22 protein-coding genes are annotated in these 21,905 nt (G+C 71.1%); 13 read left to right on the top strand and 9 right to left on the bottom strand.

What is annotated here, in order from left to right; genetic code table 11:
- The first annotated feature begins 1 nt into the window (after position 1).
- Entirely contained in the window at positions 2–505 is a 504-nt protein-coding gene (locus tag B9S64_RS06455; protein ID WP_103490360.1) for a PH domain-containing protein, read from the top strand.
- Positions 502–2,070, top strand: coding sequence for a PH domain-containing protein (locus B9S64_RS06450; protein ID WP_109491990.1), 1,569 nt, complete (start codon positions 502–504; stop codon positions 2,068–2,070). The genes B9S64_RS06455 and B9S64_RS06450 overlap by 4 nt, the downstream gene beginning before the upstream one ends.
- Positions 2,071–2,176: 106 nt before the next feature.
- On the opposite strand, the gene pgl is transcribed toward B9S64_RS06450, so the two are convergent.
- From pgl to tkt, 5 genes are read right to left on the bottom strand one after another with little or no spacing between them, the layout of a single operon-like run.
- Positions 2,177–2,953, bottom strand: coding sequence for a 6-phosphogluconolactonase (gene pgl, locus B9S64_RS06445; RefSeq protein ID WP_103489321.1), 777 nt, complete (start codon positions 2,951–2,953; stop codon positions 2,177–2,179).
- Positions 2,950–3,981, bottom strand: coding sequence for a glucose-6-phosphate dehydrogenase assembly protein OpcA (opcA, locus tag B9S64_RS06440; protein ID WP_028440318.1), 1,032 nt, complete (start codon positions 3,979–3,981; stop codon positions 2,950–2,952). Before opcA ends, pgl begins: the two co-directional genes overlap by 4 nt.
- Positions 3,978–5,510: a glucose-6-phosphate dehydrogenase gene (gene zwf, locus B9S64_RS06435; protein ID WP_103489322.1), complete on the bottom strand. Its 1,533-nt coding sequence runs from the start codon at positions 5,508–5,510 to the stop codon at positions 3,978–3,980. The genes opcA and zwf overlap by 4 nt, the downstream gene beginning before the upstream one ends.
- A gap of 5 nt (positions 5,511–5,515) precedes the next feature.
- Positions 5,516–6,634, bottom strand: a complete 1,119-nt coding sequence (gene tal, locus B9S64_RS06430; protein ID WP_103489323.1) for a transaldolase — start codon at positions 6,632–6,634, stop codon at positions 5,516–5,518.
- 34 nt (positions 6,635–6,668) lie between these two features.
- The gene (gene tkt, locus B9S64_RS06425) at positions 6,669–8,756 is read right to left on the bottom strand and encodes a transketolase (RefSeq protein ID WP_103489324.1); all 2,088 of its coding nucleotides are present in this window, start codon (positions 8,754–8,756) and stop codon (positions 6,669–6,671) included.
- A gap of 284 nt (positions 8,757–9,040) precedes the next feature.
- Here tkt and B9S64_RS06420 point away from each other — a divergent pair, with 284 nt between their 5' ends.
- Positions 9,041–9,994 (top strand): heme o synthase, encoded by a 954-nt coding sequence (locus B9S64_RS06420; RefSeq protein WP_164344975.1) that lies wholly within the window; start codon positions 9,041–9,043, stop codon positions 9,992–9,994.
- Between the two features lie 97 nt (positions 9,995–10,091).
- On the top strand, positions 10,092–10,448 hold the full coding sequence (locus tag B9S64_RS06415; protein WP_103489325.1) for a hypothetical protein: 357 nt from the start codon (positions 10,092–10,094) through the stop codon (positions 10,446–10,448).
- A 151-nt stretch (positions 10,449–10,599) separates the two neighbouring features.
- Here the strand turns inward: B9S64_RS06415 and B9S64_RS06410 are convergent, their stop codons facing one another.
- From B9S64_RS06410 to B9S64_RS06400, 3 genes are all read right to left on the bottom strand, one after another.
- Complete coding sequence (locus B9S64_RS06410; protein ID WP_103489326.1) at positions 10,600–11,613, bottom strand: heme A synthase; 1,014 nt, start codon at positions 11,611–11,613, stop codon at positions 10,600–10,602.
- Positions 11,614–11,691: 78 nt separating this feature from the next.
- Positions 11,692–12,459, bottom strand: coding sequence for an ABC transporter permease (locus B9S64_RS06405; RefSeq protein ID WP_103489327.1), 768 nt, complete (start codon positions 12,457–12,459; stop codon positions 11,692–11,694).
- On the bottom strand, positions 12,456–13,382 hold the full coding sequence (locus tag B9S64_RS06400) for an ABC transporter ATP-binding protein (protein WP_103489328.1): 927 nt from the start codon (positions 13,380–13,382) through the stop codon (positions 12,456–12,458). Before B9S64_RS06400 ends, B9S64_RS06405 begins: the two co-directional genes overlap by 4 nt.
- 205 nt (positions 13,383–13,587) lie before the next feature.
- Here B9S64_RS06400 and B9S64_RS06395 point away from each other — a divergent pair, with 205 nt between their 5' ends.
- The 9 genes from B9S64_RS06395 to B9S64_RS06355 all read left to right on the top strand — a co-directional run bounded on the left by B9S64_RS06395 (position 13,588) and on the right by B9S64_RS06355 (position 20,667).
- Positions 13,588–14,337: a metalloregulator ArsR/SmtB family transcription factor gene (locus B9S64_RS06395; RefSeq protein ID WP_103489329.1), complete on the top strand. Its 750-nt coding sequence runs from the start codon at positions 13,588–13,590 to the stop codon at positions 14,335–14,337.
- The gene (gene sufB, locus B9S64_RS06390) at positions 14,334–15,755 is read left to right on the top strand and encodes a Fe-S cluster assembly protein SufB (RefSeq protein WP_073747835.1); all 1,422 of its coding nucleotides are present in this window, start codon (positions 14,334–14,336) and stop codon (positions 15,753–15,755) included. The genes B9S64_RS06395 and sufB overlap by 4 nt, the downstream gene beginning before the upstream one ends.
- Before the next feature lie 60 nt (positions 15,756–15,815).
- Positions 15,816–17,033: a Fe-S cluster assembly protein SufD gene (gene sufD, locus B9S64_RS06385; protein ID WP_203631774.1), complete on the top strand. Its 1,218-nt coding sequence runs from the start codon at positions 15,816–15,818 to the stop codon at positions 17,031–17,033.
- A 1-nt stretch (position 17,034) separates the two neighbouring features.
- Positions 17,035–17,352 (top strand): bifunctional 3-phenylpropionate/cinnamic acid dioxygenase ferredoxin subunit, encoded by a 318-nt coding sequence (locus tag B9S64_RS06380; protein ID WP_037876151.1) that lies wholly within the window; start codon positions 17,035–17,037, stop codon positions 17,350–17,352.
- A gap of 7 nt (positions 17,353–17,359) precedes the next feature.
- Positions 17,360–18,124, top strand: a complete 765-nt coding sequence (sufC, locus tag B9S64_RS06375) for a Fe-S cluster assembly ATPase SufC (protein ID WP_103489330.1) — start codon at positions 17,360–17,362, stop codon at positions 18,122–18,124.
- Positions 18,121–19,389, top strand: coding sequence for a cysteine desulfurase (locus B9S64_RS06370; RefSeq protein ID WP_103489331.1), 1,269 nt, complete (start codon positions 18,121–18,123; stop codon positions 19,387–19,389). The genes sufC and B9S64_RS06370 overlap by 4 nt, the downstream gene beginning before the upstream one ends.
- A 26-nt stretch (positions 19,390–19,415) precedes the next feature.
- The gene (gene sufU, locus B9S64_RS06365) at positions 19,416–19,871 is read left to right on the top strand and encodes a Fe-S cluster assembly sulfur transfer protein SufU (protein ID WP_308460741.1); all 456 of its coding nucleotides are present in this window, start codon (positions 19,416–19,418) and stop codon (positions 19,869–19,871) included.
- Positions 19,868–20,215 carry a metal-sulfur cluster assembly factor gene (locus tag B9S64_RS06360; RefSeq protein WP_028440334.1) on the top strand — a complete coding sequence of 116 codons (348 nt, stop codon included), beginning with the start codon at positions 19,868–19,870 and terminating at the stop codon, positions 20,213–20,215. The genes sufU and B9S64_RS06360 overlap by 4 nt, the downstream gene beginning before the upstream one ends.
- 86 nt (positions 20,216–20,301) lie before the next feature.
- Positions 20,302–20,667 carry a VOC family protein gene (locus tag B9S64_RS06355; RefSeq protein WP_103489332.1) on the top strand — a complete coding sequence of 122 codons (366 nt, stop codon included), beginning with the start codon at positions 20,302–20,304 and terminating at the stop codon, positions 20,665–20,667.
- Between the two features lie 54 nt (positions 20,668–20,721).
- Here the strand turns inward: B9S64_RS06355 and B9S64_RS06350 are convergent, their stop codons facing one another.
- On the bottom strand, positions 20,722–21,816 hold the full coding sequence (locus tag B9S64_RS06350; RefSeq protein ID WP_258037719.1) for a hypothetical protein: 1,095 nt from the start codon (positions 21,814–21,816) through the stop codon (positions 20,722–20,724).
- Positions 21,817–21,905 lie beyond the last annotated feature (89 nt).

Raw genomic sequence — 21,905 nt, 5'->3', positions numbered from 1 at the left:
GATGGAAACGGGGGAGGGGGCGGTACGGCTGCGGCCGCCGCGCAACGCACCGGCCCGGCGGGCCGTCGGCTGGTGGCGGGCCCGGTGCCTGCTGGTGGCGGCGGCCCCGGTGGCCGTCCTGGCCGTCCTGGGCGCGCTCGTCGCGCCCGCCAGGACCTGGCTGACGGCGTCCGCCGCGGTGCTCGCCGCGCTCGGGCTGCTGACCGCCGTCCTCCTCCCCCTCTGGTGGTTCCGCGCCCACCGCTGGGAGGTCACCGAGGACGCGGTCTACGTACGGACCGGAATCTTCCAGCGGGAGTGGCGGATCGCGCCGATGTCCCGCATCCAGACCGTGGACACCGTGCGCGGGCCGCTGGAACAGCTCTTCGGGCTGGCGACGGTCACCGTCACCACCGCCTCCGCCAAAGGCGCCGTGCGGATCGAGGGCCTGGACCACGAGACGGCCGCCGACCTCGTGGAACGGCTCACCCGGATCACCCAGGCCACGCCCGGGGACGCCACATGAGCACCGCCGCGGACCGGGCCGGACCTCCGTGGCGGCGGATCCACCGGCGTACGGTCCTGGTCACCGCGCTCGTCACGACGGGGGTCGCGGTGGGCGCCGCCGTGCCGGTGGTGGCCGGACTGGCCGGGCGCCTCGGGTACGCGGCGGCCGTCGGCTGGACCCTGGCCGGAGCCGTCGTCCTGGTCGGCTGCGCCACCGCCGGTGACTACGTGCGCCTGCGCCGCACCCGCTACCGCGTCGGTGACGAACACGTCGAACTGCGCACCGGGCTCCTGCTGGTCAAACGTCGCTCACTGGCCCGCGAGCGGATCCGCAGCGTGGACCTCACCGCCCACCCGCTGCTGCGGATGCTCGGACTGGTCACGGTCCGCATCGGCACCGGGGAGCAGACCGGCGGCGAGTCCACGCTCGAACTCGACCCCGTCGACCGGGCCGAGGGGGAGCGGCTGCGCCACGAACTCCTGGCACGCCTCACCACCACGGCCCCCGGCACGCACCGCGAGGGCGACCTGGCCACGCTCGACCCCCGCTGGATCCGCTACGCACCGGTCTCCTTCCTCGCCCCCGCGCTCGGCGGCGCGGCGGTCGGCGGTGTGCTGCAGGTCAGCGAGTGGGCCGGGGCGCAGGGCCAGGTGATCGGCTGGGTCGCGGACCGGTTCCGGGACACCCCGCCGCTCTGGACGGTCCTCGTCCTGGTGGCGGCGGCCCTGGCCGCCGGGGTCGTCGGGGCGCTCGGGCTGTGGGCCGAGATGTGGTGGAACTACCGCCTCGAACGCGAACCCGGCGGCACCCTGCGGGTCCGGCGCGGACTTCTGACCTCCCGCTCGCTGTCCGTGGAGGAGAGGCGGCTGCGCGGGGTGGACCTGGTGGAGCCCCTCGGCGTACGGCTGGCCGGCGCCGCCCGGGTGGACGCCGTCACCACCGGCCTCGCCAAGGACGAGGAGGGCCAGGGCGCCGACCACGACACCCTGCTGCCCGCCACCCCCCGCGCCTTCGCCGACGCGATCGCCGCCGAGGTGCTGCGCGAGCCCGTCGCGCCGACCGGCGCCCCGCTCACCCCGCACCCCCCGGCCGCCCGTGGCCGGCGGCTCCGCCGCGCGCTCGCCGCGGCCCTGGCCCCCGCGCTGCTCCTGGCGCTCCTCGGAGCCCGGCTCACGCCCGTCCTGCTGTGGACGGCGCTCGGCTGGGCGGTGGTGGCCGTCCCGGTCGGCGTGGCGCTGGCGCTGGACGCGTACCGGTCGCTGGGACACACGCTCAGCGGCGGATACCTGGTGACCCGCTCCGGGACCCTGCGGCGCTCGACGGCCGCCCTCCAGCGGGCGGGCGTGATCGGCTGGACGGTGCGGCAGTCCTGGTTCCAGCGCCGGGCGGGCCTCGTGAGCGTCACCGCCACCACGGCCGCGGGGGCGGGCGCCTACACCGCCCGGGACGCCGACGCGGGCGAGGGGCTGCTCTTCGCCGCCGAGGCCGTACCGGGGCTGCTGGAGCCGTTCCTGGAGCGCGGTCCGGCACCCGGTGCCGGCGCACACCCGGACCGGACCGGCGCCGGTACGCCGACGGCGTAGCCCGGTCCGGGGGGCCGGTCAAGACCGTCCGGTCCGCTCCGTATACGGCAACGCGACGGGGCCCGGTCCGCTCGTCGAAGAGCGGACCGGGCCCCGTCCGTGGTGCCTACGCCGACGCCGGCGGATACAGCGCCCGCGGCAGCCGGGAGGCCGCAGCGGCGTCCAGCAGCCAGAGCGTGCGGTCACGGCCGTACGCCCCCGCCGCCGGGGCCTGGATCTCCCCGGCACCGGACAGCGCGGTCTCGGCCGCCTCCGCCTTGTCCTCGCCCGCGGCGAGCAGCCACACCTCGCGCGCCGTCCGGATGGCCGGAAGCGTGAGCGAGACGCGGGTGGGTGGCGGCTTCGGGGCGTCGCGCACCCCGACGACGGTCCGCTCGGTCTCCCGTACCGCCGGCAGCTCCGGGAAGAGCGAGGCGACATGGGTGTCCGGGCCGACGCCCAGCATCAGGACGTCGAACGAGGGCACCGCCCCGTCCCCGCCGGCCGCCGCCGCCAGCTCGGCCGCGTACCCGGCGGCGGCCGCGTCCGCGTCGTCGCCGTACACACCGTCCGAGGCGGGCATGGCGTGGATCCGGGACGGATCCGGTGCCACCGCGTCCAGCAGGGCCGCGCGGGCCTGCGTGACGTTGCGCTCCGGGTCGCCCTCGGGCAGGAACCGCTCGTCGCCCCACCACAGGTCGAGCCGCGACCAGTCGATCGCGTCCCGGGCCGGTGAGGCGGCGAGCGCGGCCAGCAGGCCGTTGCCGTTGCGTCCGCCCGTCAGGACCACCGAGGCGGAACCGCGCGCGGACTGGGCGTCCACGATCCTCGTGATCAGCCGGGCCGCGGCGGCCTGGGCCATCAGCTCCTTGTCGCGGTGCACGACGAGCTGCGGAACGCTCACTTCGACGCCGCCTTCTTGGCCGCGGCCTTCTTCGCGGCCGGGGCCGCGGCGCCCGCCGGTGCCTTGCTCTTCTGCCCGGAGCCCACGGCCGAGGCCTCCGTGGGGCCGCCGAGGCGTTCCACCCCGAACTTGACCGTGGAGGCGTAGACGTTGTCCGGGTCCAGCCGGCGCAGCTCCTCCGCGAGCAGCTCCGCCGTCTCCCGGCGCTTCAGCGCCACCGAGCGGTCGGGCTGGCCCACCATGCAGAGCGTGGCCAGCGAGCCGTTGGCCCGGTCCAGGACGATGGCACCGTCCTTGGTCTCCATCCGGACCGCCGTCAGACCGGGACCGCCGGACAGGGTGCGCTCCACCGGCACCCCCAGACGGTCCGCGAGCCACATGGCCAGCAGCTCGCAGCTCGGGTTGTCGGACTCGCCCTCGACCGTGGCCGAGACGACCTCGGCGGGCTGCTGGTCGAGCGCGGCCGCCAGCATCGAGCGCCACGGCGTGATGCGGGTCCAGGCCAGGTCGGTGTCGCCCGGCCGGTAGGTCGCCGCGCGCACCGCCAGCTCGTCGAGCGGGTGCTCGGCCGAGTAGGTGTCGGTGATACGGCGCTGCGCGAGCGCGCCCAGCGGGTCCTTCGCGGGGTCCGCGGGGGCGTCCTCCGGCCACCACACCACCACCGGCGCGTCCGGCAGCAGCAGCGGCAGGACGACCGACTGGGCGTGGTTGGCCAGCTCGCCGTGCAGGCGGAGCACGATCGTCTCGCCCGAGCCCGCGTCGGAACCGACCCGGATCTCGGCGTCGAGACGCGCGTCGCGCCGGGCGCGCGGCGAACGGCTGACCCGCTTGATCACCGCGATGATCCGCGAGGGGTGCTCGCGCGAGGAGTCGCTCGCCGCCTTGAGCGCGTCGTAGGCGTTCTCCTCGTCGGTCACGATGACGAGGGTGAGCACCATGCCGACGGCCGGCGAGCCGATGGAACGGCGCGCCGAGACCATCGCCTGGTTGATCTTGCTGGACGTGGTTTCCGTGAGATCGATCTTCATGGCCGGCGCCAGCTCCGTCCGTCGCGTGCGAGCATCTCGTCGGCCTCGGCCGGTCCCCAGGTGCCGGCCGGGTACTGGGCGGGCTTGCCGTGCCTGTCCCAGTACTCCTCGATCGGGTCGAGGATGTTCCAGGAGAGCTCCACCTCCTGGTGGCGCGGGAACAGGTTGGCGTCGCCGAGCAGCACATCGAGGATGAGCCGCTCGTACGCCTCGGGGCTGGACTCCGTGAAGGACTCGCCGTACGCGAAGTCCATCGTCACGTCCCGCACCTCCATGGAGGTGCCGGGAACCTTGGAGCCGAACCGGACCGTGACGCCCTCGTCCGGCTGCACCCGGATGACCAGGGCGTTGCCGCCCAGCTCCTCCGTGGCGCCGGACTCGAAGGGCAGATAGGGGGCGCGCTTGAAGACGACCGCGATCTCCGTGACCCGGCGGCCGAGCCGCTTGCCGGTCCGCAGGTAGAACGGCACGCCCGCCCAGCGGCGGTTGTTGATCGTCAGCTTGATCGCGGCGAAGGTGTCGGTCTTCGACTTGGGGTCGATCCCGTCTTCCTCCAGGTAGCCGGGCACCTCCTGGCCGCCCTGCCACGCGTGCGTGTACTGGCCGCGGACCGTGTGCTTGCCCAGGTCGTCGGGCAGCTCCACCGCGGTGAGCACCTTCAGCTTCTCCGCGACCAGGGCCTTCGGGTGGAAGGAGCCGGGCTCCTCCATCGCCGTCAGAGCCAGCAGCTGGAGCAGGTGGTTCTGGATGACGTCACGGGCGGCGCCGATGCCGTCGTAGTAGCCGGCGCGGCCGCCGATGCCGATGTCCTCGGCCATGGTGATCTGGACGTGGTCGACGTACGACCTGTTCCAGATCGGCTCCCACATCGTGTTGGCGAAGCGCAGCGCCAGGATGTTCTGGACCGTCTCCTTGCCGAGGTAGTGGTCGATGCGGAAGACCTCGTTCGGCGGGAACACGTCGTGCACGAGGTGGTTGAGCTCCTGCGCGCTGTGCAGGTCGTGGCCGAACGGCTTCTCGATGACGGCCCGCCGCCAGGCGCCGTCCTTCTGGTCGGCCAGCCCGTGCTTCTTGAGCTGCTGGACGACCTTGGGGAAGAACTTCGGCGGTACGGACAGGTAGAAGGCGAAGTTGCCGCCCGTGCCCTGTGCCTTGTCGAGCTCCTCGATCGTGGCCCTGAGGGTCTCGAACGCCACGTCGTCGTCGAAGTTGCCCGGCACGAACCGCATGCCCTGGCTCAACTGCTGCCAGACCTCCTCGCGGAACGGTGTGCGGGCGTGCTCCTTGACGGCGTCGTGGACGACCTGCGCGAAGTCCTCGTCCTCCCAGTCGCGGCGCGCGAAGCCGATGAGCGAGAAGCCCGGTGGCAGCAGGCCGCGATTGGCCAGGTCGTAGACAGCGGGCATCAGCTTTTTACGGGACAAATCGCCCGTGACGCCGAAAATCACCAGACCCGACGGCCCCGCGATACGCGGGAGCCGTCGGTCCTGGGCGTCACGGAGCGGGTTGGCTCCGGGAACACCAGACAAGGTGGTCAGCCCTTCGAAGGTGCGAGGCGCTTGAGCTCGGCCTCGGTCGACGTGAGCAGGTCGTTCCAGGACGTCGCGAACTTCTCGACGCCCTCGTCCTCCAGCACCTGGACGACGTCGTCGTAGTCGACGCCGAGCTTCTTGATCGCGGCGAGGTCGGCACGCGCCTGGTCGTAGCGCCCGGCGACCGTGTTGCCGCTGATCTCACCGTGGTCGGCCACGGCCTCCAGCGTCGCCTCCGGCATGGTGTTCACCGTGTTCGGGGCGACCAGGTCGTCCACGTACAGGGTGTCCTTGAGGGACGGGTCCTTCACACCGGTGGAGGCCCACAGCGGACGCTGCCGGTTGGCGTGCGCCTTGTCGAGGGCGGCCCAGCGCTCACCGGCGAAGACCTCCTCGTACGCCTCGTAGGCCAGGCGGGCGTTGGCCAGGGCGGACTTGCCCTTGGCGGCCTTCGCCTCGTCGCCGCCGACGGCGTCCAGCCGCTTGTCGATCTCGGTGTCCACCCGGGACACGAAGAACGAGGCCACCGAGTGGATCTTGGAGAGGTCCAGGCCCGTGGCCTTCGCCTTCTCCAGGCCCGCCAGGTAGGCGTCCATGACCTCGCGGTAGCGCTCCAGCGAGAAGATCAGGGTCACGTTGACGCTGATGCCCCGGCCGATGGTCTCGGTGATGGCCGGCAGGCCGGCCTTCGTCGCCGGGATCTTGATGAGCGTGTTCGGCCGGTCGACCAGCCACGCCAGCTGCTTCGCCTCGGCCACCGTGGCCGTGGTGTTGTGCGCCAGGCGCGGGTCCACCTCGATGGACACCCGGCCGTCCTGACCGCCGGTGGCGTCGAAGACGGGGCGCAGGATGTCGGCCGCGTCACGGACGTCGGCCGTCGTGATCATGCGGACCGCTTCCTCGACGGTCACCTCGCGCGCGGAGAGGTCGGCGAGCTGCTGCTCGTACCCGTCGCCCGCGGAGATCGCCTTCTGGAAGATCGACGGGTTGGTCGTGACACCCACGACGTGGCTCTGGTCGATCAGCTCCGCGAGGTTGCCGGAGGTGATCCGCTTGCGCGAGAGGTCGTCCAGCCAGATCGCCACGCCCTCGTCGGAGAGGCGCTTGAGTGCGTCTGTCATGAGAATTGCATCTCCTACTAGTCGTATATCGGCGTCAGCGCTGCGCGGCCGCGAGAGATTCCCGGGCCGCGGCGGCCACGTGCCCGGCGGTGAAGCCGAACTCGCGGAAGAGGACCTTGGCGTCGGCCGAGGCACCGAAGTGCTCCAGCGAGACGATCCGGCCCGCGTCTCCCACGTACCGGTACCACGTCAGACCGATGCCGGCCTCCACGGCGACCCGCGCCCTCACCGACGGCGGCAGCACGCTGTCCTTGTACGCCTGGTCCTGCTCCTCGAACCACTCGACACACGGCATCGAGACCACACGGGTGGGTACACCGGCCGCCTGGAGCTCGTCCCGCGCCTCGACGGCGAGGTGGACCTCGGAGCCCGTGCCGATCAGCACGACCTCGGGCGTGCCGCCCTCGGCCTCGAAGAGCACGTACCCGCCCTTGGCGGCGTCGTCGTTCGACGCGTAGGTCGGGACGCCCTGGCGGGTCAGCGCCAGACCGTGCGGGGCGCCCTTGCCGAACACCTTGGTGTACCGGCGCAGGATCTCGCGCCAGGCGATCGCCGTCTCGTTGGCGTCGGCCGGGCGCACCACGTTCAGGCCCGGGATCGCGCGCAGCGAGGCGAGGTGCTCGACCGGCTGGTGGGTCGGGCCGTCCTCGCCGAGGCCGATCGAGTCGTGCGTCCAGACGTACGTCACCGGCAGGTGCATCAGCGCGGAGAGCCGCACGGCGTTGCGCATGTAGTCGGAGAACACCAGGAAGGTGCCGCCGTAGATCCGGGTGTTGCCGTGCAGCGCGATGCCGTTCATGGCCGCGGCCATGGCGTGCTCGCGGATGCCGAAGTGGATCGTGCGGCCGTACGGGTCCGCCTCGGGCAGCGGGTTGCCCGCCGGGAGGAAGGACGACGTCTTGTCGATGGTGGTGTTGTTGGAGCCCGCGAGGTCGGCGGAGCCGCCCCACAGCTCGGGGATGACCCCGCCGAGCGCCTGGAGCACCTTGCCGGAGGCCGCGCGCGTGGCGACGCCCTGGCCCTCCTCGAAGACCGGGAGCTTCTCCTCCCAGCCGGCCGGCAGCTCGCCCGCGGCGATCCGGTCGAAGTCGGCGGCGCGCTCCGGGTTGCCGGTGCGCCAGGCGGCGAAGGACTTCTCCCACTCGGCCCTGGCCTCGCGGCCGCGGTCGAGCGCCTGACGGGTGTGCCCGATGACCTCGTCGGAGACCTCGAAGGTCTTCTCCGGGTCGAAGCCGAGCACCCGCTTGGTCGCCGCGATCTCCTCGTCGCCGAGGGCCGAGCCGTGCGAGGCCTCGGTGTTCTGCGCGTTCGGGGCGGGCCAGGCGATGATCGAGCGGGCCGCGATGAAGGACGGGCGCTCCGTCTCGGCCCTGGCCGCGAGGAGGGCCCGGTACAGGGCCTCGGGGTCGAGGTCGCCGCTGGGCAGCTGGTCCACCCGCTGGACGTGCCAGCCGTAGGACTCGTACCGCTTCAGGGTGTCCTCGGAGACCGCGGTCTCCGTGTCGCCCTCGATCGAGATGTGGTTGTCATCCCACAGCAGCACGAGGTTGCCGAGCTTCTGGTGGCCGGCCAGCGAGGACGCCTCGGCGGAGATGCCCTCCTGGAGGCAGCCGTCACCGGCGACGACCCAGATCGTGTGGTCGAACGGGGAGGTGCCGGGGGCCGCCTCCGGGTCGAACAGGCCGCGCTCGTAACGGGCGGCCATTGCCATGCCCACGGCGTTGGCGACACCCTGGCCCAGCGGCCCGGTCGTCGTCTCGACCCCGGTGGTGTGGCCGTACTCCGGGTGGCCCGGTGTCTTGGAACCCCAGGTGCGGAAGGCCTTGAGGTCGTCCAGCTCCAGGCCGTACCCGGCCAGGTAGAGCTGGATGTACAGCGTCAGGCTGGAGTGGCCCGCGGAGAGTACGAACCGGTCGCGGCCGGTCCAGTCCGCGTCCGCCGGGTCATGGCGCATCACCTTCTGGAAGAGGGTGTACGCGGCAGGAGCCAGGCTCATCGCCGTACCCGGGTGGCCGTTTCCGACTTTCTGTACGGCGTCCGCGGCGAGGACGCGGACGGTGTCCACGGCCCGCTGGTCCAATTCGGTCCACTGGAGGTCTGTGGTGGTCGGCTTGGTGCTCACCCTGAGTCAGGGCTCCTCTCCACTGTCGTAAACCGGTGACTGGTTACCGCACCGGGCAAAGCCGAGCCTACCCCCGACTCAACGCCCTACTTCTGCCCTTTCCACACTGCGGGCGACCTGCGGACTTCGCCTCCCGTATGAGCACCGGCGTTCACTTCTGCGCCACCCCAACACGACCCCACCCCCGCGAAGAGCGGCGTATGCCCAACGTCTACAGTGGTCTGGTTCGCGCAAGTCTTCACCGGGTCCAATGCCCGGAGCTTGCTGGGATTTCTCTGTCAGGGGTGTGCGTGACGGCCGTCGAGTCCCGACCCGCAGGGGTCGCCTTGACTCCGAGCCCAGGGGGCCAACGCCCGTTCGGGGCCCGCATCAAGGCATTCGTGGCGCTTACCAAGCCGCGCATCATCGAGCTGCTGCTGATCACCACCGTTCCGGTGATGTTCCTCGCCGCTCAGGGCGTACCCGATCTGTGGCTCGTACTCGTGACCACCGTCGGCGGATATCTCTCCGCGGGCGGAGCCAATGCGCTCAACATGTATATCGACCGGGACATCGACGCGCTGATGGACCGTACGTCGCAGCGGCCGCTCGTCACGGGGATGGTCTCCCCGCGCGAGTGCCTGGCGTTCGGAATCGCCCTCGGGGTGATTTCCACGGTCTGGTTCGGACTGCTCGTCAACTGGCTCTCGGCCGCCCTCGCGCTCGGCGCACTTCTGTTCTACGTCGTCGTCTACACGATGCTGCTGAAGCGCCGGACCGCGCAGAACATCGTCTGGGGCGGAATCGCCGGCTGCATGCCCGTGCTCATCGGGTGGTCGGCCGTGACGAATTCGGTGTCCTGGGCCGCGGTCATTCTTTTCGCGGTCATCTTCTTCTGGACGCCGCCCCACTACTGGCCGCTGTCGATGAAGGTGAAGGACGACTACGCCCGGGTCGGCGTCCCGATGCTGCCCGTCATCGCCTCCAACCAGGTGGTGGCCCGCCAGATCGTCGCCTACAGCTGGGTGATGGTCGTCGTCTCGCTGCTGCTGACCCCGCTGGGGTACACCGGCTGGTTCTACACGACGGTGGCCGTGCTGGCCGGCGGCTACTGGCTCTGGGAGGCGCACGGCCTCCAGGGCCGCGCGAAGGCCGGGGTGACCGGCGGCAAGCTGAAGGAGATGCGGCTGTTCCACTGGTCCATCAGCTATGTCTCGCTGCTCTTCGTCGCCGTCGCGGTGGACCCCTTCCTGAGGTAGCCGCACGCGTCCGCTCCGCCGACCGGGCGGGGGCCGTGGCCCAGGCCACGTCCCCCGCCCGTCGTCATGCGGGCTACCCGCCGGTAGCATCCTGTCCATGGCAGAGACGGCTCAGACCCAGCAGACGGACGACGGCAGGCGGGCGGCCCGCGCGGAGCGCAAGGCCGGCAAGCTCGCCCGGGAGATCGGCGCCTTCGCCACGGCGCACGGCGGTGCCGAGGGGCAGCTCGCCTACCTCGGCCAGGCGGGCACCCGCATTGTCCTGGTCGGCGCGGACGGCGGCTGGGGCGACCTGGTGGCCCCCTCGTACGCGGTGGCCGAGAGCGCCACACGGAAGGCGGGCATCACGATGCACGAGGCGTTCGACGGCGACTTCGCCGCGAAGGTCCGCACCGGCCCGTACGAGTGGTCGCGGATGGCCGGGATCCAGGTCGGCGGACCGTCGAACGGCTGAGCCGGGCCCGCCCCCTCCCGGATCCCCGCGGACACGGACCCGTACTCGCGGTTCCCGCGCACACGGACCCCGGTACGCACGAGAAGAGCCTCCGTCATCCGCCTTCAGGGGCGTGGTGACGGAGGCTCTCGTGTGTACCGGGCAGGGGGCGTCAGACCGCGGGCGCGTGCTCCTGCCGGGGTTCGGCCGGGGCGGGCACCCCGGCGGTGTCCGCCGGGCGTTCCCGCTGGGCCAGCAGTACCCGTACGACCGCGATCCACACCAGGCACGAGCCCAGCATGTGCAGGCCCACCAGGATCTCCGGGGTGTCCAGGAAGTACTGGACGTAGCCGATGACGCCCTGGGCCATCAGGACCAGGAAGAGCTGACCGGCGCGGCGCCTCGGCACGGCCGGGGCGTCCACGGCCTTCAGCACGAACCAGAGCGCCACGGACAGGGCCACCACGATCCAGGCCAGGTCCGCGTGCAGCTGGCTGATCAGCTTCCAGTCGAGCGGGATGCGGTGCACGTCGCTGGAGTCGCCCGCGTGCCGGCCCGCACCGGTCACGACCGTGCCGACCGCGACGAGCAGGCCGGCGGCCACCACGAGCAGCCAGGTCAGCTGCGAGACCGCCTTGCCGACCAGGGGCTTGGGGGCGTCGTCGCCCTCGCCGAGCCGGTGGTACATCAGCACGGCCAGGGTGATCAGCGCCGTGGACAGCAGGAAGTGCGCCGCCACGGTGTACGGGTTCAGGCCCACCAGGACGACGATGCCGCCGAGGACCGCGTTGCCCATGACGACCCAGAACTGGGCCCAGCCGATCCGGGTCACCCCGCGCCGCCAGGGCTTGGCCGCACGGGCCGCGACGATCGCCCAGCCGACCGCCGCGCACAGCACGTACGTCAGCATCCGGTTGCCGAACTCGATGACACCGTGCAGACCCATCGCACTGGTCGTCGTCAGGCTCTCGTCGGTGCACTTGGGCCAGGTGGGGCAGCCGAGGCCGGAACCGGTCAGGCGCACCGCGCCGCCGGTCACGACGATGGCCACGGCCATCACGACCGCCGACAGCACGGCACGGCGGACGGTCCGGGAGGAAGGGGTCCACCGGTCGGCGACGAAGAGCAGCGGGTTCCGCGCGGCTTGAGCGACTTCGGCTCGGGTCAGCTGGGGCACGGGCACCATGGTAAGCGGCAGCTTGTGCAAGCTTTCACGAGGGGGACGAGTCGTCCCGAAGCGCCTGCCTGGCACCCGGGTCCGGGCTCACTCCCAGCGGAAGAACCTGGCCGCCGCGCCCAGGCCCGCGGCCGCCCACACGGCCAGGATCCCCAGGTCGCCCCAGGGCGTCGGGGCACCGTGCTGGAGCACGTCCCGCAGCCCGTCGGAGAGCGCGGCGATGGGCAGCAGGCCCAGCACCGACTGCGCCGCGTCCGGGAACTTCTCCAGCGGCACGATCACCCCGCCGCCGACCAGCAGCAGCAGGAAGACGAGGTTGGCCGCCGCCAGCGTGGCCTCCGCCCTGAGGGTCCCCGCCATCAGCAGCCCGAGCCCGGAGAAGGCCGCCGTACCCAGCACCAGGAGCAGCAGCACGGCGAACGGATTCCCCTCCGGCGACCAGCCGAGCGCGAAGGCGATCACCGTGAGCAGGACGATCTGGAGGACCTCGGTGACCAGGACGGCGAAGGTCTTCGCCGTCATCAGCGCCCAGCGCGGCAGCGGCGACGCGCCCAGCCGCTTCAGCACCCCGTACCGGCGCTCGAAGCCGGTCGCGATGGCCTGGCCGGTGAAGGCGGTGGACATCACGGCGAGGGCGAGGACGCCCGGCGTCAGGAAGTCCACCGGTTCGCCCGCGCCGGTGTCCACGACGTCCACCGCGCTGAACAGCACCAGCAGCAGGGCCGGGATGACCACCGTCAGCAGCAGTTGCTCGCCGTTGCGCAGCAGCATCCGCGTCTCCAGCGCGGTCTGCGCGGCGATCATCCGGGGCAGCGGGGCGGCGCCGGGGCGCGGGGTGTACGTACCGGCGCTCATGCGCGCAGCTCCTTGCCGGTCAGTTCGAGGAAGACGTCCTCCAGGGTGTGCCGCTCGACCGCGATGCCCTCGGGCATCACACCGTGCTGGGCGCACCAGGAGGTGACGGTGGCCAGCAGTCCGGGGTCGATGGTCCCGGTGACGCGGTAGGCGCCGGTGGTGATCTCGGCGACCCGGGTGCCGTCGGGCAGGGCCTTGACCAGCGAGCCGAGGTCCAGGCCGGGGCGGCCGGTGAAGCGCAGGGTGTTCTCGGCGCCGCCGCGGCACAGCTGCTCGGGGCTGCCCTGGGCGACGACCCGGCCCGCGTCGATGACGGCGACGTCGTCGGCGAGCTCCTCGGCCTCGTCCATGAAGTGGGTGGTCAGGACGGTCGAGACCCCGTCCGCGCGCAGCTCGCGGATCAGGTCCCAGGTGGACCGGCGCGCCTGCGGGTCCAGGCCCGCCGTCGGCTCGTCCAGGAAGACCAGCTCGGGGCGTCCCACGACGGCCATGGCCAGCGCCAGGCGCTGCTGCTGGCCGCCGGAGAGCCTGCGGTAGGTGGTGCGTCCGCAGCCGCCGAGGCCGAGGCGCTCCACGAGGGCCCCGACGTCCAGCGGATGGGCGTGCAGCTTCGCCATGTGGGTCAGCATCTCCACGGCGCGCGCGCCGGAGTAGACGCCACCCGACTGGAGCATCACGCCGACGCGCGGGCGGAGCGCGGCCGCGTCGGCCACCGGGTCCAGTCCGAGGACCCGCACCGTCCCGGCGTCCGGACGGCGGTATCCCTCGCAGATCTCCACGGTGGTGGTCTTGCCGGCGCCGTTGGGGCCGAGGACCGCGGTGACCGCGCCCGCCGCGACCGCCAGGTCCAGGCCGTCCACCGCGGTCTTGTCTCCGTACCGCTTCACCAGGCCCCTGGCCTGTACGACGGGCTCGCTGCTCATGGCGCGCAAGTCTAGGCGGGGGAGGGCTCCGGCCCGTGCGGAGGGTTGGCCGGGGCCGTGGCCGTCCGCGCGCCCGCCACCTGCGAAGGTGTGGGGGGACCGAAGTTTCCGCAGGTCAACTTAGGTTCGCCTAAGTGATGAACGGCACCGCGCCGTGTCCGGACGCGGCTTGTCACTCCCGCAGGAATTACGCAACAATGGCGTTGTGAAATACACGGGCGAGGCTCCGCAGGAGGAACTCGCGACCGGTGAGCGCTCCACGCGCAACCGCGTCGCGCGGTCCATCCTGGACCACGGCCCGTCCACCGTGACGGCGCTGGCCAAGCACGTCGGTCTCACCCAGGCGGCCGTGCGCCGCCATCTGGACGCCCTCGTCACCGACGGCGTCGTCGAGGCCCGTGAGCAGCGCGTGTACGGGGCGCGGACCCGGGGCCGTCCGGCCAAGGTGTTCGCCCTGACGGACTGCGGGCGCGACGCCTTCGACCAGTCCTACGACAAGCTCGCCGCCGACGCGCTGCGCTGGATCGCCGAATCCGGCGGGGACGAGGCGCTGGTCGCCTTCGCCCGCGCCCGTATGGCGGCCCAGGCCGAGGCGTACCGCCCCGTGGTCGAGGCGGCCGCCCCCGAGGACCGGACCCGGGCGCTCGCCAAGGCCCTGTCCGCCGACGGGTACGCTGCCACGGCGCGCAGCGCGCCGGCCCCGCAGCAGGGCGAGCAGCTGTGCCAGCACCACTGCCCGGTCGCGCACGTCGCCGAGCAGTTCCCGCAGCTGTGTGAGGCGGAGACGGAGTTCTTCTCCAGCCTGCTCGGGACCCATGTGCAGCGTCTGGCCACCCTCGCCCACGGCGACGGCGTGTGCACGACGTTCGTCCCGCGAGGCGGCCCCACGGCGGCACAGTCCGCACAGAACACCCATTCAGCATCCGCAAGCACGGCCGGGAGGAACCCCGCATGACGCTCCCCACGGAGACTGCCCACCCTGAGCTCGAAGGCCTGGGCACGTACGAATTCGGCTGGGCCGACTCCGACGCGGCAGGCGCGGCGGCCAAGCGCGGCCTGTCCGAGGCTGTCGTCCGCGACATCTCGGAGAAGAAGAACGAGCCGGAGTGGATGCTGAAGCTCCGCCTCAAGGGCCTGAAGCTCTTCGACAAGAAGCCGATGCCCAACTGGGGCTCGGACCTGTCGGGCATCGACTTCGACAACATCAAGTACTTCGTGCGGTCCACGGAGAAGCAGGCGGAGTCCTGGGAGGACCTGCCCGAGGACATCAAGAACACCTACGACAAGCTCGGCATCCCGGAGGCGGAGAAGCAGCGCCTGGTCGCCGGTGTCGCCGCGCAGTACGAGTCGGAGGTCGTCTACCACCAGATCCGCGAGGACCTGGAGGAGCAGGGCGTCATCTTCCTCGACACCGACACCGCGCTGAAGGAGCACCCCGAGCTCTTCAAGGAGTACTTCGGCACCGTCATCCCCGTCGGTGACAACAAGTTCGCCTCGCTGAACTCGGCCGTCTGGTCCGGCGGTTCCTTCATCTACGTCCCCAAGGGTGTCCACGTGGACATCCCGCTCCAGGCCTACTTCCGCATCAACACGGAGAACATGGGCCAGTTCGAGCGGACGCTGATCATCGTCGACGAGGACGCCTACGTCCACTACGTCGAGGGCTGCACCGCGCCGATCTACTCCTCGGACTCGCTGCACTCCGCGGTCGTCGAGATCATCGTGAAGAAGGGCGGCCGCTGCCGCTACACGACGATCCAGAACTGGTCGAACAACGTCTACAACCTGGTCACCAAGCGCGCCGTGGCCTACGAGGGCGCGACCATGGAGTGGGTCGACGGCAACATCGGCTCCAAGGTCACCATGAAGTACCCGGCCGTCTACCTGATGGGCGAGCACGCCAAGGGCGAGACCCTGTCCATCGCCTTCGCGGGCGAGGGCCAGCACCAGGACGCCGGCGCCAAGATGGTCCACATGGCCCCGAACACCTCCTCCAACATCGTCTCCAAGTCGGTGGCGCGAGGCGGCGGCCGCACCTCCTACCGCGGCCTGATCGAGATCGGCGAGGGCGCCCCCGGTGCCAAGTCCAACGTGCTGTGCGACGCGCTGCTCGTGGACACCATCTCCCGCTCCGACACCTACCCGTACGTCGACGTCCGCGAGGACGACGTGTCGATGGGCCACGAGGCCACGGTCTCCAAGGTGTCGGAGGACCAGCTCTTCTACCTCATGAGCCGCGGACTCACCGAGTTCGAGGCCATGGCGATGATCGTGCGCGGATTCGTCGAGCCGATCGCCAAGGAGCTGCCCATGGAGTACGCACTGGAGCTCAACCGGCTGATCGAACTGCAGATGGAAGGCTCGGTCGGCTGACACGCCCGCCGAACGCGCCCCGAAGAGTTCTTGACTGAGAAAGCGAGCACCACGACAGCCATGGCTGAGGCCCAGAACGCCCCCACTCTCGGCGCCGCCCGAGTGGGGGGAACCCCGCCGGCCGGGTCGACCACCGCCGGTTCCATCGCGGTGGCCGCCGAGTCGACCGTCGCCACGCGCATGAGCGCGCCCCCGTCCTACGACGTCGCGGACTTCCCGGTCCCGCACGGCCGCGAGGAGGAGTGGCGCTTCACCCCGCTGGAACGGCTGCGCGGGCTCCACGACGGCACCGCCGTCGCCACCGGTGACGGCGTCAAGGTCGTCGTCGAGGCGCCCGAGGGGGTCACGGTCGAGACCGTCGGCCGCGACGACGCGCGCCTGCGCAAGGGGGGCACCCCGGTGGACCGGGTCGCCGCCCAGGCGTACGCGTCCTTCGAGCGGGCCTCGGTCGTCACCGTCGCCAAGGAGGCCGTCCTCACCGAACCGGTCCGGATCGGTGTGCACGGCGAGGGCGGTACCGCCTACGGCCACCAGCTCGTCGAGCTGGGCGCCTTCGCCGAGGCCGTCGTCGTCATCGACCACACCGGTGACGCGGTGCTCGCCGCCAACATCGACTTCGTCCTCGGCGACGGGGCGAAGCTGACCGTGGTCTCCGTCCAGGACTGGGACGAGAAGGCCGTCCACGTCGGCCAGCACAACGCGCTGGTCGGCCGGGACGCCTCCTTCAAGTCCGTCGTCGTCACCTTCGGCGGCGACCTGGTCCGCCTCCACCCCCGGGTCGCCTACGCGGGCCCCGGCGGCGAGGCCGAGCTCTTCGGGCTGTACTTCACCGACAAGGGCCAGCACCAGGAGCACCGCCTCCTGGTCGACCACAACACCCCGCACTGCAAGTCCAACGTGGCCTACAAGGGCGCGTTGCAGGGTGACGGCGCCCACGCCGTGTGGATCGGTGACGTCCTCATCCAGGCCGCCGCCGAGGGCACCGACACCTACGAGATGAACCGCAACCTCGTCCTCACCGACGGCGCCCGGGTCGACTCCGTACCCAACCTGGAGATCGAGACCGGTGAGATCGTCGGCGCCGGCCACGCCTCGGCGACCGGCCGCTTCGAGGACGAGCAGCTGTTCTACCTCCAGTCCCGCGGTATCCCGGAGGAGGAGGCCCGCCGGCTCGTCGTGCGCGGCTTCTTCGCCGAGCTGGTCCAGCAGATCGGCCTGCCCGACGTCGAGGCCCGGCTCCTCGACAAGATCGAGGACGAGCTGAAGGCGTCGGTCTGAGATGGCCTTCGTCCGCGCCTGTGCGCTGAGCGAGCTGGAGGAGGACACCCCCAAGCGGGTGGAACTCGACGGCACGCCGGTCTCCGTCGTCCGCACCGAGGGCGAGGTGTTCGCGATCAACGACATCTGCTCGCACGCGAACGTCTCGCTGTCGGAGGGCGAGGTGGAGGACTGCTCGATCGAGTGCTGGCTGCACGGATCGAGCTTCGACCTCCGCACCGGCAAGCCGTCCGGCCTTCCCGCGACGCGTCCCGTCCCCGTATACCCCGTAAAGATCGAAGGGGACGATGTGCTCGTCTCCGTCACCCAGGAGTCCTGAGTCACCCATGGCAACGCTTGAAATCCGCGACCTGCACGTCTCCGTCGAGGCCGACAACGCCACGAAGGAGATCCTCAAGGGCGTCGACCTGACTGTGAAGCAGGGCGAGACCCACGCCATCATGGGCCCGAACGGGTCCGGCAAGTCCACCCTCGCCTACTCGATCGCCGGTCACCCCAAGTACACGATCACGAGTGGCACGGTGACCCTGGACGGCGAGGACATCCTGGAGATGTCCGTCGACGAGCGGGCCCGCGCCGGTCTGTTCCTCGCCATGCAGTACCCGATCGAGATCCCCGGCGTCTCGGTCTCCAACTTCCTGCGCACGTCCGCCACCGCCGTCCGCGGCGAGGCGCCCAAGCTGCGTACGTGGGTCAAGGAGGTCAAGGAGGCGATGGCGGGGCTCCAGATGGACCCGGCCTTCGCCGAGCGCAACGTCAACGAGGGCTTCTCCGGCGGTGAGAAGAAGCGCCACGAGATCCTCCAGCTGGAGCTCCTCAAGCCGAAGGTCGCCATCCTCGACGAGACCGACTCCGGCCTGGACGTCGACGCCCTGCGCGTCGTCTCCGAGGGCGTCAACCGGGTCCGTGAGTCCGGCGAGGTCGGCACCCTGCTGATCACGCACTACACGCGGATCCTCCGCTACATCAAGCCCGACTTCGTGCACGTCTTCGCCAACGGCCGGATCGCCGAGTCCGGCGGCGCCGAACTCGCCGACAAGCTGGAGAACGAGGGCTACGAGGCCTACGTGAAGGGCGGCGCTTCCGCGTGACTGACGCCCGACAGGGGCTCTCCGGCCTCCTCGACACCGAGGCGATCCGCAAGGACTTCCCGATCCTGGACCGCACGGTCCACGACGGCAAGAAGATCGTGTACCTGGACAGCGCGGCGACCTCGCAGAAGCCGCGCCAGGTCCTCGACGCGGTCAACCAGTACTACGAGCGCCACAACGCCAACGTCCACCGCGGTGTGTACACGATCGCGGAGGAGGCCACCGCGCTGTACGAGGGGGCCCGTGACAAGGTCGCGGCCTTCATCAACGCGCCCAGCCGCAACGAGGTGATCTTCACCAAGAACGCCTCGGAGTCGCTGAACCTCGTGGCCAACATGCTCGGCTGGGCCGACGAGCCCTACCGGGTGGACAGCGACACCGAGATCGTCACCACCGAGATGGAGCACCACTCCAACATCGTGCCGTGGCAGCTGCTCTCGCAGCGCACGGGCGCGAAGCTGAAGTGGTTCGGCATCACGGACGACGGCCGGCTCGACCTGTCCGACCTGGACGAGGTCATCAACGAGAAGACGAAGATCGTCACGCTCACGCTGGTCTCGAACATCATGGGCACGATCAACCCGGTCGAGAAGATCATCCGGCGTGCCCAGCAGGTCGGCGCGCTGGTCTGCGTGGACGCCTCGCAGGCCGCCCCGCACATGGTGCTGGACGTGCAGGCGCTCCAGGCCGACTTCGTGGCCTTCACCGGGCACAAGATGGTCGGCCCGACCGGCATCGGCGTCCTGTGGGGCCGGCAGGAACTCCTGGAGGACCTGCCGCCGTTCCTCGGCGGCGGGGAGATGATCGAGACCGTGTCGATGCACTCCTCGACGTACGCCCCCGCTCCGCACAAGTTCGAGGCCGGTACGCCCCCGATCGCCCAGGCCGTCGGCCTCGGCGCGGCCGTGGACTACCTCTCGGCCATCGGCATGGAGAACATCCACCGCCATGAGGAGGCGATCACCGCGTACGCGGTGAAGCGCCTGCTGGAGGTGCCGGACCTGCGCATCATCGGTCCGGCGACGGCCGAGGACCGCGGTGCGACGATCTCCTTCACGCTCGGTGACATCCACCCCCACGACGTGGGGCAGGTGCTCGACGAGCTGGGCATCGCCGTGCGGGTCGGCCACCACTGCGCGCGGCCGGTCTGCCTGCGGTACGGAATTCCTGCGACGACGCGAGCGTCGTTCTATCTGTACTCCACGCCCGCCGAGGTCGACGCCCTGGTGGACGGCCTGGAGCACGTGCGGAACTTTTTCGGATAACTGGCGATGCGGCTGAGGGTTGACTGGTGAAGCTTGACTCCATGTACCAGGAAGTGATCCTGGACCACTACAAGCACCCCCACGGGCGTGGCCTGCGGGAGGGCGACGCCGAGGTGCACCACGTCAACCCGACGTGCGGCGACGAGATCACGCTCCGCGTGAAGTACGACGGCGAGACCATCGCCGACGTCAGCTACGACGGGCAGGGCTGCTCCATCAGCCAGGCCAGCGCGTCCGTGCTCAACGAGTTGTTGGTCGGCAAGGAGCTGGACCAGGCGCGCCGGATCCAGGAGGCGTTCCTGGAACTGATGCAGTCCAAGGGTCAGCTGGAGCCGGACGACACGATGGAGGACCTGCTGGAGGACGCGGTCGCGTTCGCCGGTGTCTCCAAGTACCCGGCACGGGTCAAGTGCGCGCTGCTGAGCTGGATGGCGTGGAAGGACGCGACGGCGCAGGCGCTGTCCGAAGGGAAGACGGCATGAGCGAGAACGGTACGCCGGAAGCAATGACCACCAAGCCGGCCTCCGAGGAGGAGGTCCGCGAGGCGCTGTACGACGTGGTGGACCCCGAGCTGGGCATCGACGTCGTCAACCTGGGCCTGATCTACGGCATCCACGTCGATGACGCGAACATCGCCACCCTCGACATGACCCTGACGTCTGCGGCCTGTCCGCTGACCGATGTCATCGAGGACCAGGCGAAGTCCGCGACCGACGGGATCGTCAACGAGCTGCGGATCAACTGGGTCTGGATGCCGCCGTGGGGCCCGGACAAGATCACCGACGACGGCCGCGAGCAGCTTCGCGCCCTGGGCTTCAACGTCTGATCCGCGTCTGAGCCACGCGGATCCGGTTTCGGCCAGATCCGTTGCGTGACCACCGACGGCCATGCCCGCCAGGCACACTGGCGGGCATGGCCGTCCGCTTTTACCACCTCGCCGTCGATGCCCACGACCTGCCCCTGCTGGCCCGCTTCTGGTGTGCGGTGCTGGACTGGAAGGTGCTGTTCGAGGACGAGGAGGAGATCGTCATCGGCGCCGGCCCGTCCGCCATGCCCGGGATGTGCTTCCTCCCCGTGCCCGAGCGGAAGACGGTCAAGAACCGGCTGCACATCGATCTGGCGCCGGACGACCGGGACGCCGAGGTCGAGCGCATCATCGGGCTGGGCGCGCGCCGGGTGGACGTGGGACAGGACCCGAGCGTGACCTGGGTGGTGCTGGCGGACCCCGAGGGCAACGAGTTCTGTGTGCTCAGCCCGAAGAACTCGCTGGTGGACTGAGCCGGTGGGCCGGGGCCGGTGGGCAGGCTGGCGGGCCGGGGCCGGGCGCCCCGGCTACCGGTGCGCGCCGCCGTAGGGGCCGTACGGCGGGGGAGGCCCGTCGCCCCACCGGGGGTCCCCGTACGGCGGGGCCGCCTGCGCGTAGGGCATGCCGGCCGCCTCGGCGAGGACCGGGCCCAGGTTCTCCGTGCGCATCCGCCGGTCCACGTAGAGCAGGGCGGTGACCAGCTGGGGGAACGTGGTCGAGACGATCTGGCTCACCAACTGGCCGAGCGTCATCGCGACGACGTAGCCGCCCGCCATGGCCAGGACGGCGGCGGGGCTCGGGTCGCTGTCCAGTGAGGCGCCGCCGATCACGCCGGGGAACACGCCGAGGATCATGAACGGCAGCTGGACGACGTACCCCGCCACTCCGGCCATCGCGTAGACGAGCAGCGTGATGCCGAAGATCCGCCACCAGTCGCCGCGCACCAGCTGCGAGGAGCGGCGCAGGGCGGTCACGGGCCCGCCGCGTTCGAAGACCACGACGGCCGGTGCCAGCGAGAACTTGATCCAGAGCCAGACCGCCAGCGGTGCCGTGGCCAGGGCCCCCAGGACGCCGATCGCGGCGACCGTGCCGCTCCCGGCTCCGCCGTCATAGCTGATGGCGAGGACGGCGGCCCCGAGGAAGGAGACCAGGAGCAGCACCACGGGGACCATCATGACGAGTGCCGTGAGGAACAGCGCGCCCATGACCGGGAGGAGCGCGCCCCAGGCCCGTCGCCACACCGCGCCGAAGGATATGGCCCTGCCCAGCACGGCCTCCTGCACCACCGCGGGGACCGCGGCGTACATCAGACCCGAGACGACCAGCATCAGGACGCCCCCGAGCAGGCCGAGGGCGCTCCCGGCGGCGATCAGGGCGGTGATGTCGCTGGTCGCGGGCTCCTCGTCGTAGCGGAGCGCGATCAGCCGCTCCAGGCTGTCCCCCACCGAGGAGTAGGCGACGGCGACCGCCAGGGCCATCACCGCCGCCGCGCCCCCGTACAGGGCGCCGGCCAGCCCGAACACCTGCTTGGCGTACCGGCCCATCGTCGAGAAGGCCCCGGCGAGCAGGTCGCCCAGCCTCAGCGGGGCGAGCGGTATCACCCCCGGTCGCGGCGGGGGCACCCAGCCGCCCCAACCCGGCGGCCCCCCGTACGGACCTCCGCCGTACGGCCCGCCCCCGTACGCGCCGCCACCCCACCCCGCGTCCTGCG

Source organism: Streptomyces sp. SM18 (assembly GCF_002910775.2).
Classification (GTDB): domain Bacteria; phylum Actinomycetota; class Actinomycetes; order Streptomycetales; family Streptomycetaceae; genus Streptomyces; species Streptomyces halstedii.
The sequence above is the reverse complement of the archived record's forward strand: the minus strand, read 5'-3'. Positions and strand labels throughout refer to the sequence as shown.

What these genes read in the sequence shown, in the direction of transcription:
- B9S64_RS06380 (WP_037876151.1), top strand. Translation starts at nt 17,035, where the DNA reads ATGGCCTTCGTCCGCGCCTGTGCGCTGAGCGAGCTGGAGGAGGACACC.
- tal (WP_103489323.1), bottom strand. Translation starts at nt 6,634, where the DNA reads ATGACAGACGCACTCAAGCGCCTCTCCGACGAGGGCGTGGCGATCTGG.
- B9S64_RS06450 (WP_109491990.1), top strand. Translation starts at nt 502, where the DNA reads ATGAGCACCGCCGCGGACCGGGCCGGACCTCCGTGGCGGCGGATCCAC.
- B9S64_RS06455 (WP_103490360.1), top strand. Translation starts at nt 2, where the DNA reads ATGGAAACGGGGGAGGGGGCGGTACGGCTGCGGCCGCCGCGCAACGCA.
- B9S64_RS06355 (WP_103489332.1), top strand. Translation starts at nt 20,302, where the DNA reads ATGGCCGTCCGCTTTTACCACCTCGCCGTCGATGCCCACGACCTGCCC.
- B9S64_RS06410 (WP_103489326.1), bottom strand. Translation starts at nt 11,613, where the DNA reads ATGGTGCCCGTGCCCCAGCTGACCCGAGCCGAAGTCGCTCAAGCCGCG.
- B9S64_RS06415 (WP_103489325.1), top strand. Translation starts at nt 10,092, where the DNA reads ATGGCAGAGACGGCTCAGACCCAGCAGACGGACGACGGCAGGCGGGCG.
- sufC (WP_103489330.1), top strand. Translation starts at nt 17,360, where the DNA reads ATGGCAACGCTTGAAATCCGCGACCTGCACGTCTCCGTCGAGGCCGAC.
- sufD (WP_203631774.1), top strand. Translation starts at nt 15,816, where the DNA reads ATGGCTGAGGCCCAGAACGCCCCCACTCTCGGCGCCGCCCGAGTGGGG.
- B9S64_RS06400 (WP_103489328.1), bottom strand. Translation starts at nt 13,382, where the DNA reads ATGAGCAGCGAGCCCGTCGTACAGGCCAGGGGCCTGGTGAAGCGGTAC.
- opcA (WP_028440318.1), bottom strand. Translation starts at nt 3,981, where the DNA reads ATGAAGATCGATCTCACGGAAACCACGTCCAGCAAGATCAACCAGGCG.
- B9S64_RS06405 (WP_103489327.1), bottom strand. Translation starts at nt 12,459, where the DNA reads ATGAGCGCCGGTACGTACACCCCGCGCCCCGGCGCCGCCCCGCTGCCC.
- B9S64_RS06360 (WP_028440334.1), top strand. Translation starts at nt 19,868, where the DNA reads ATGAGCGAGAACGGTACGCCGGAAGCAATGACCACCAAGCCGGCCTCC.
- sufB (WP_073747835.1), top strand. Translation starts at nt 14,334, where the DNA reads ATGACGCTCCCCACGGAGACTGCCCACCCTGAGCTCGAAGGCCTGGGC.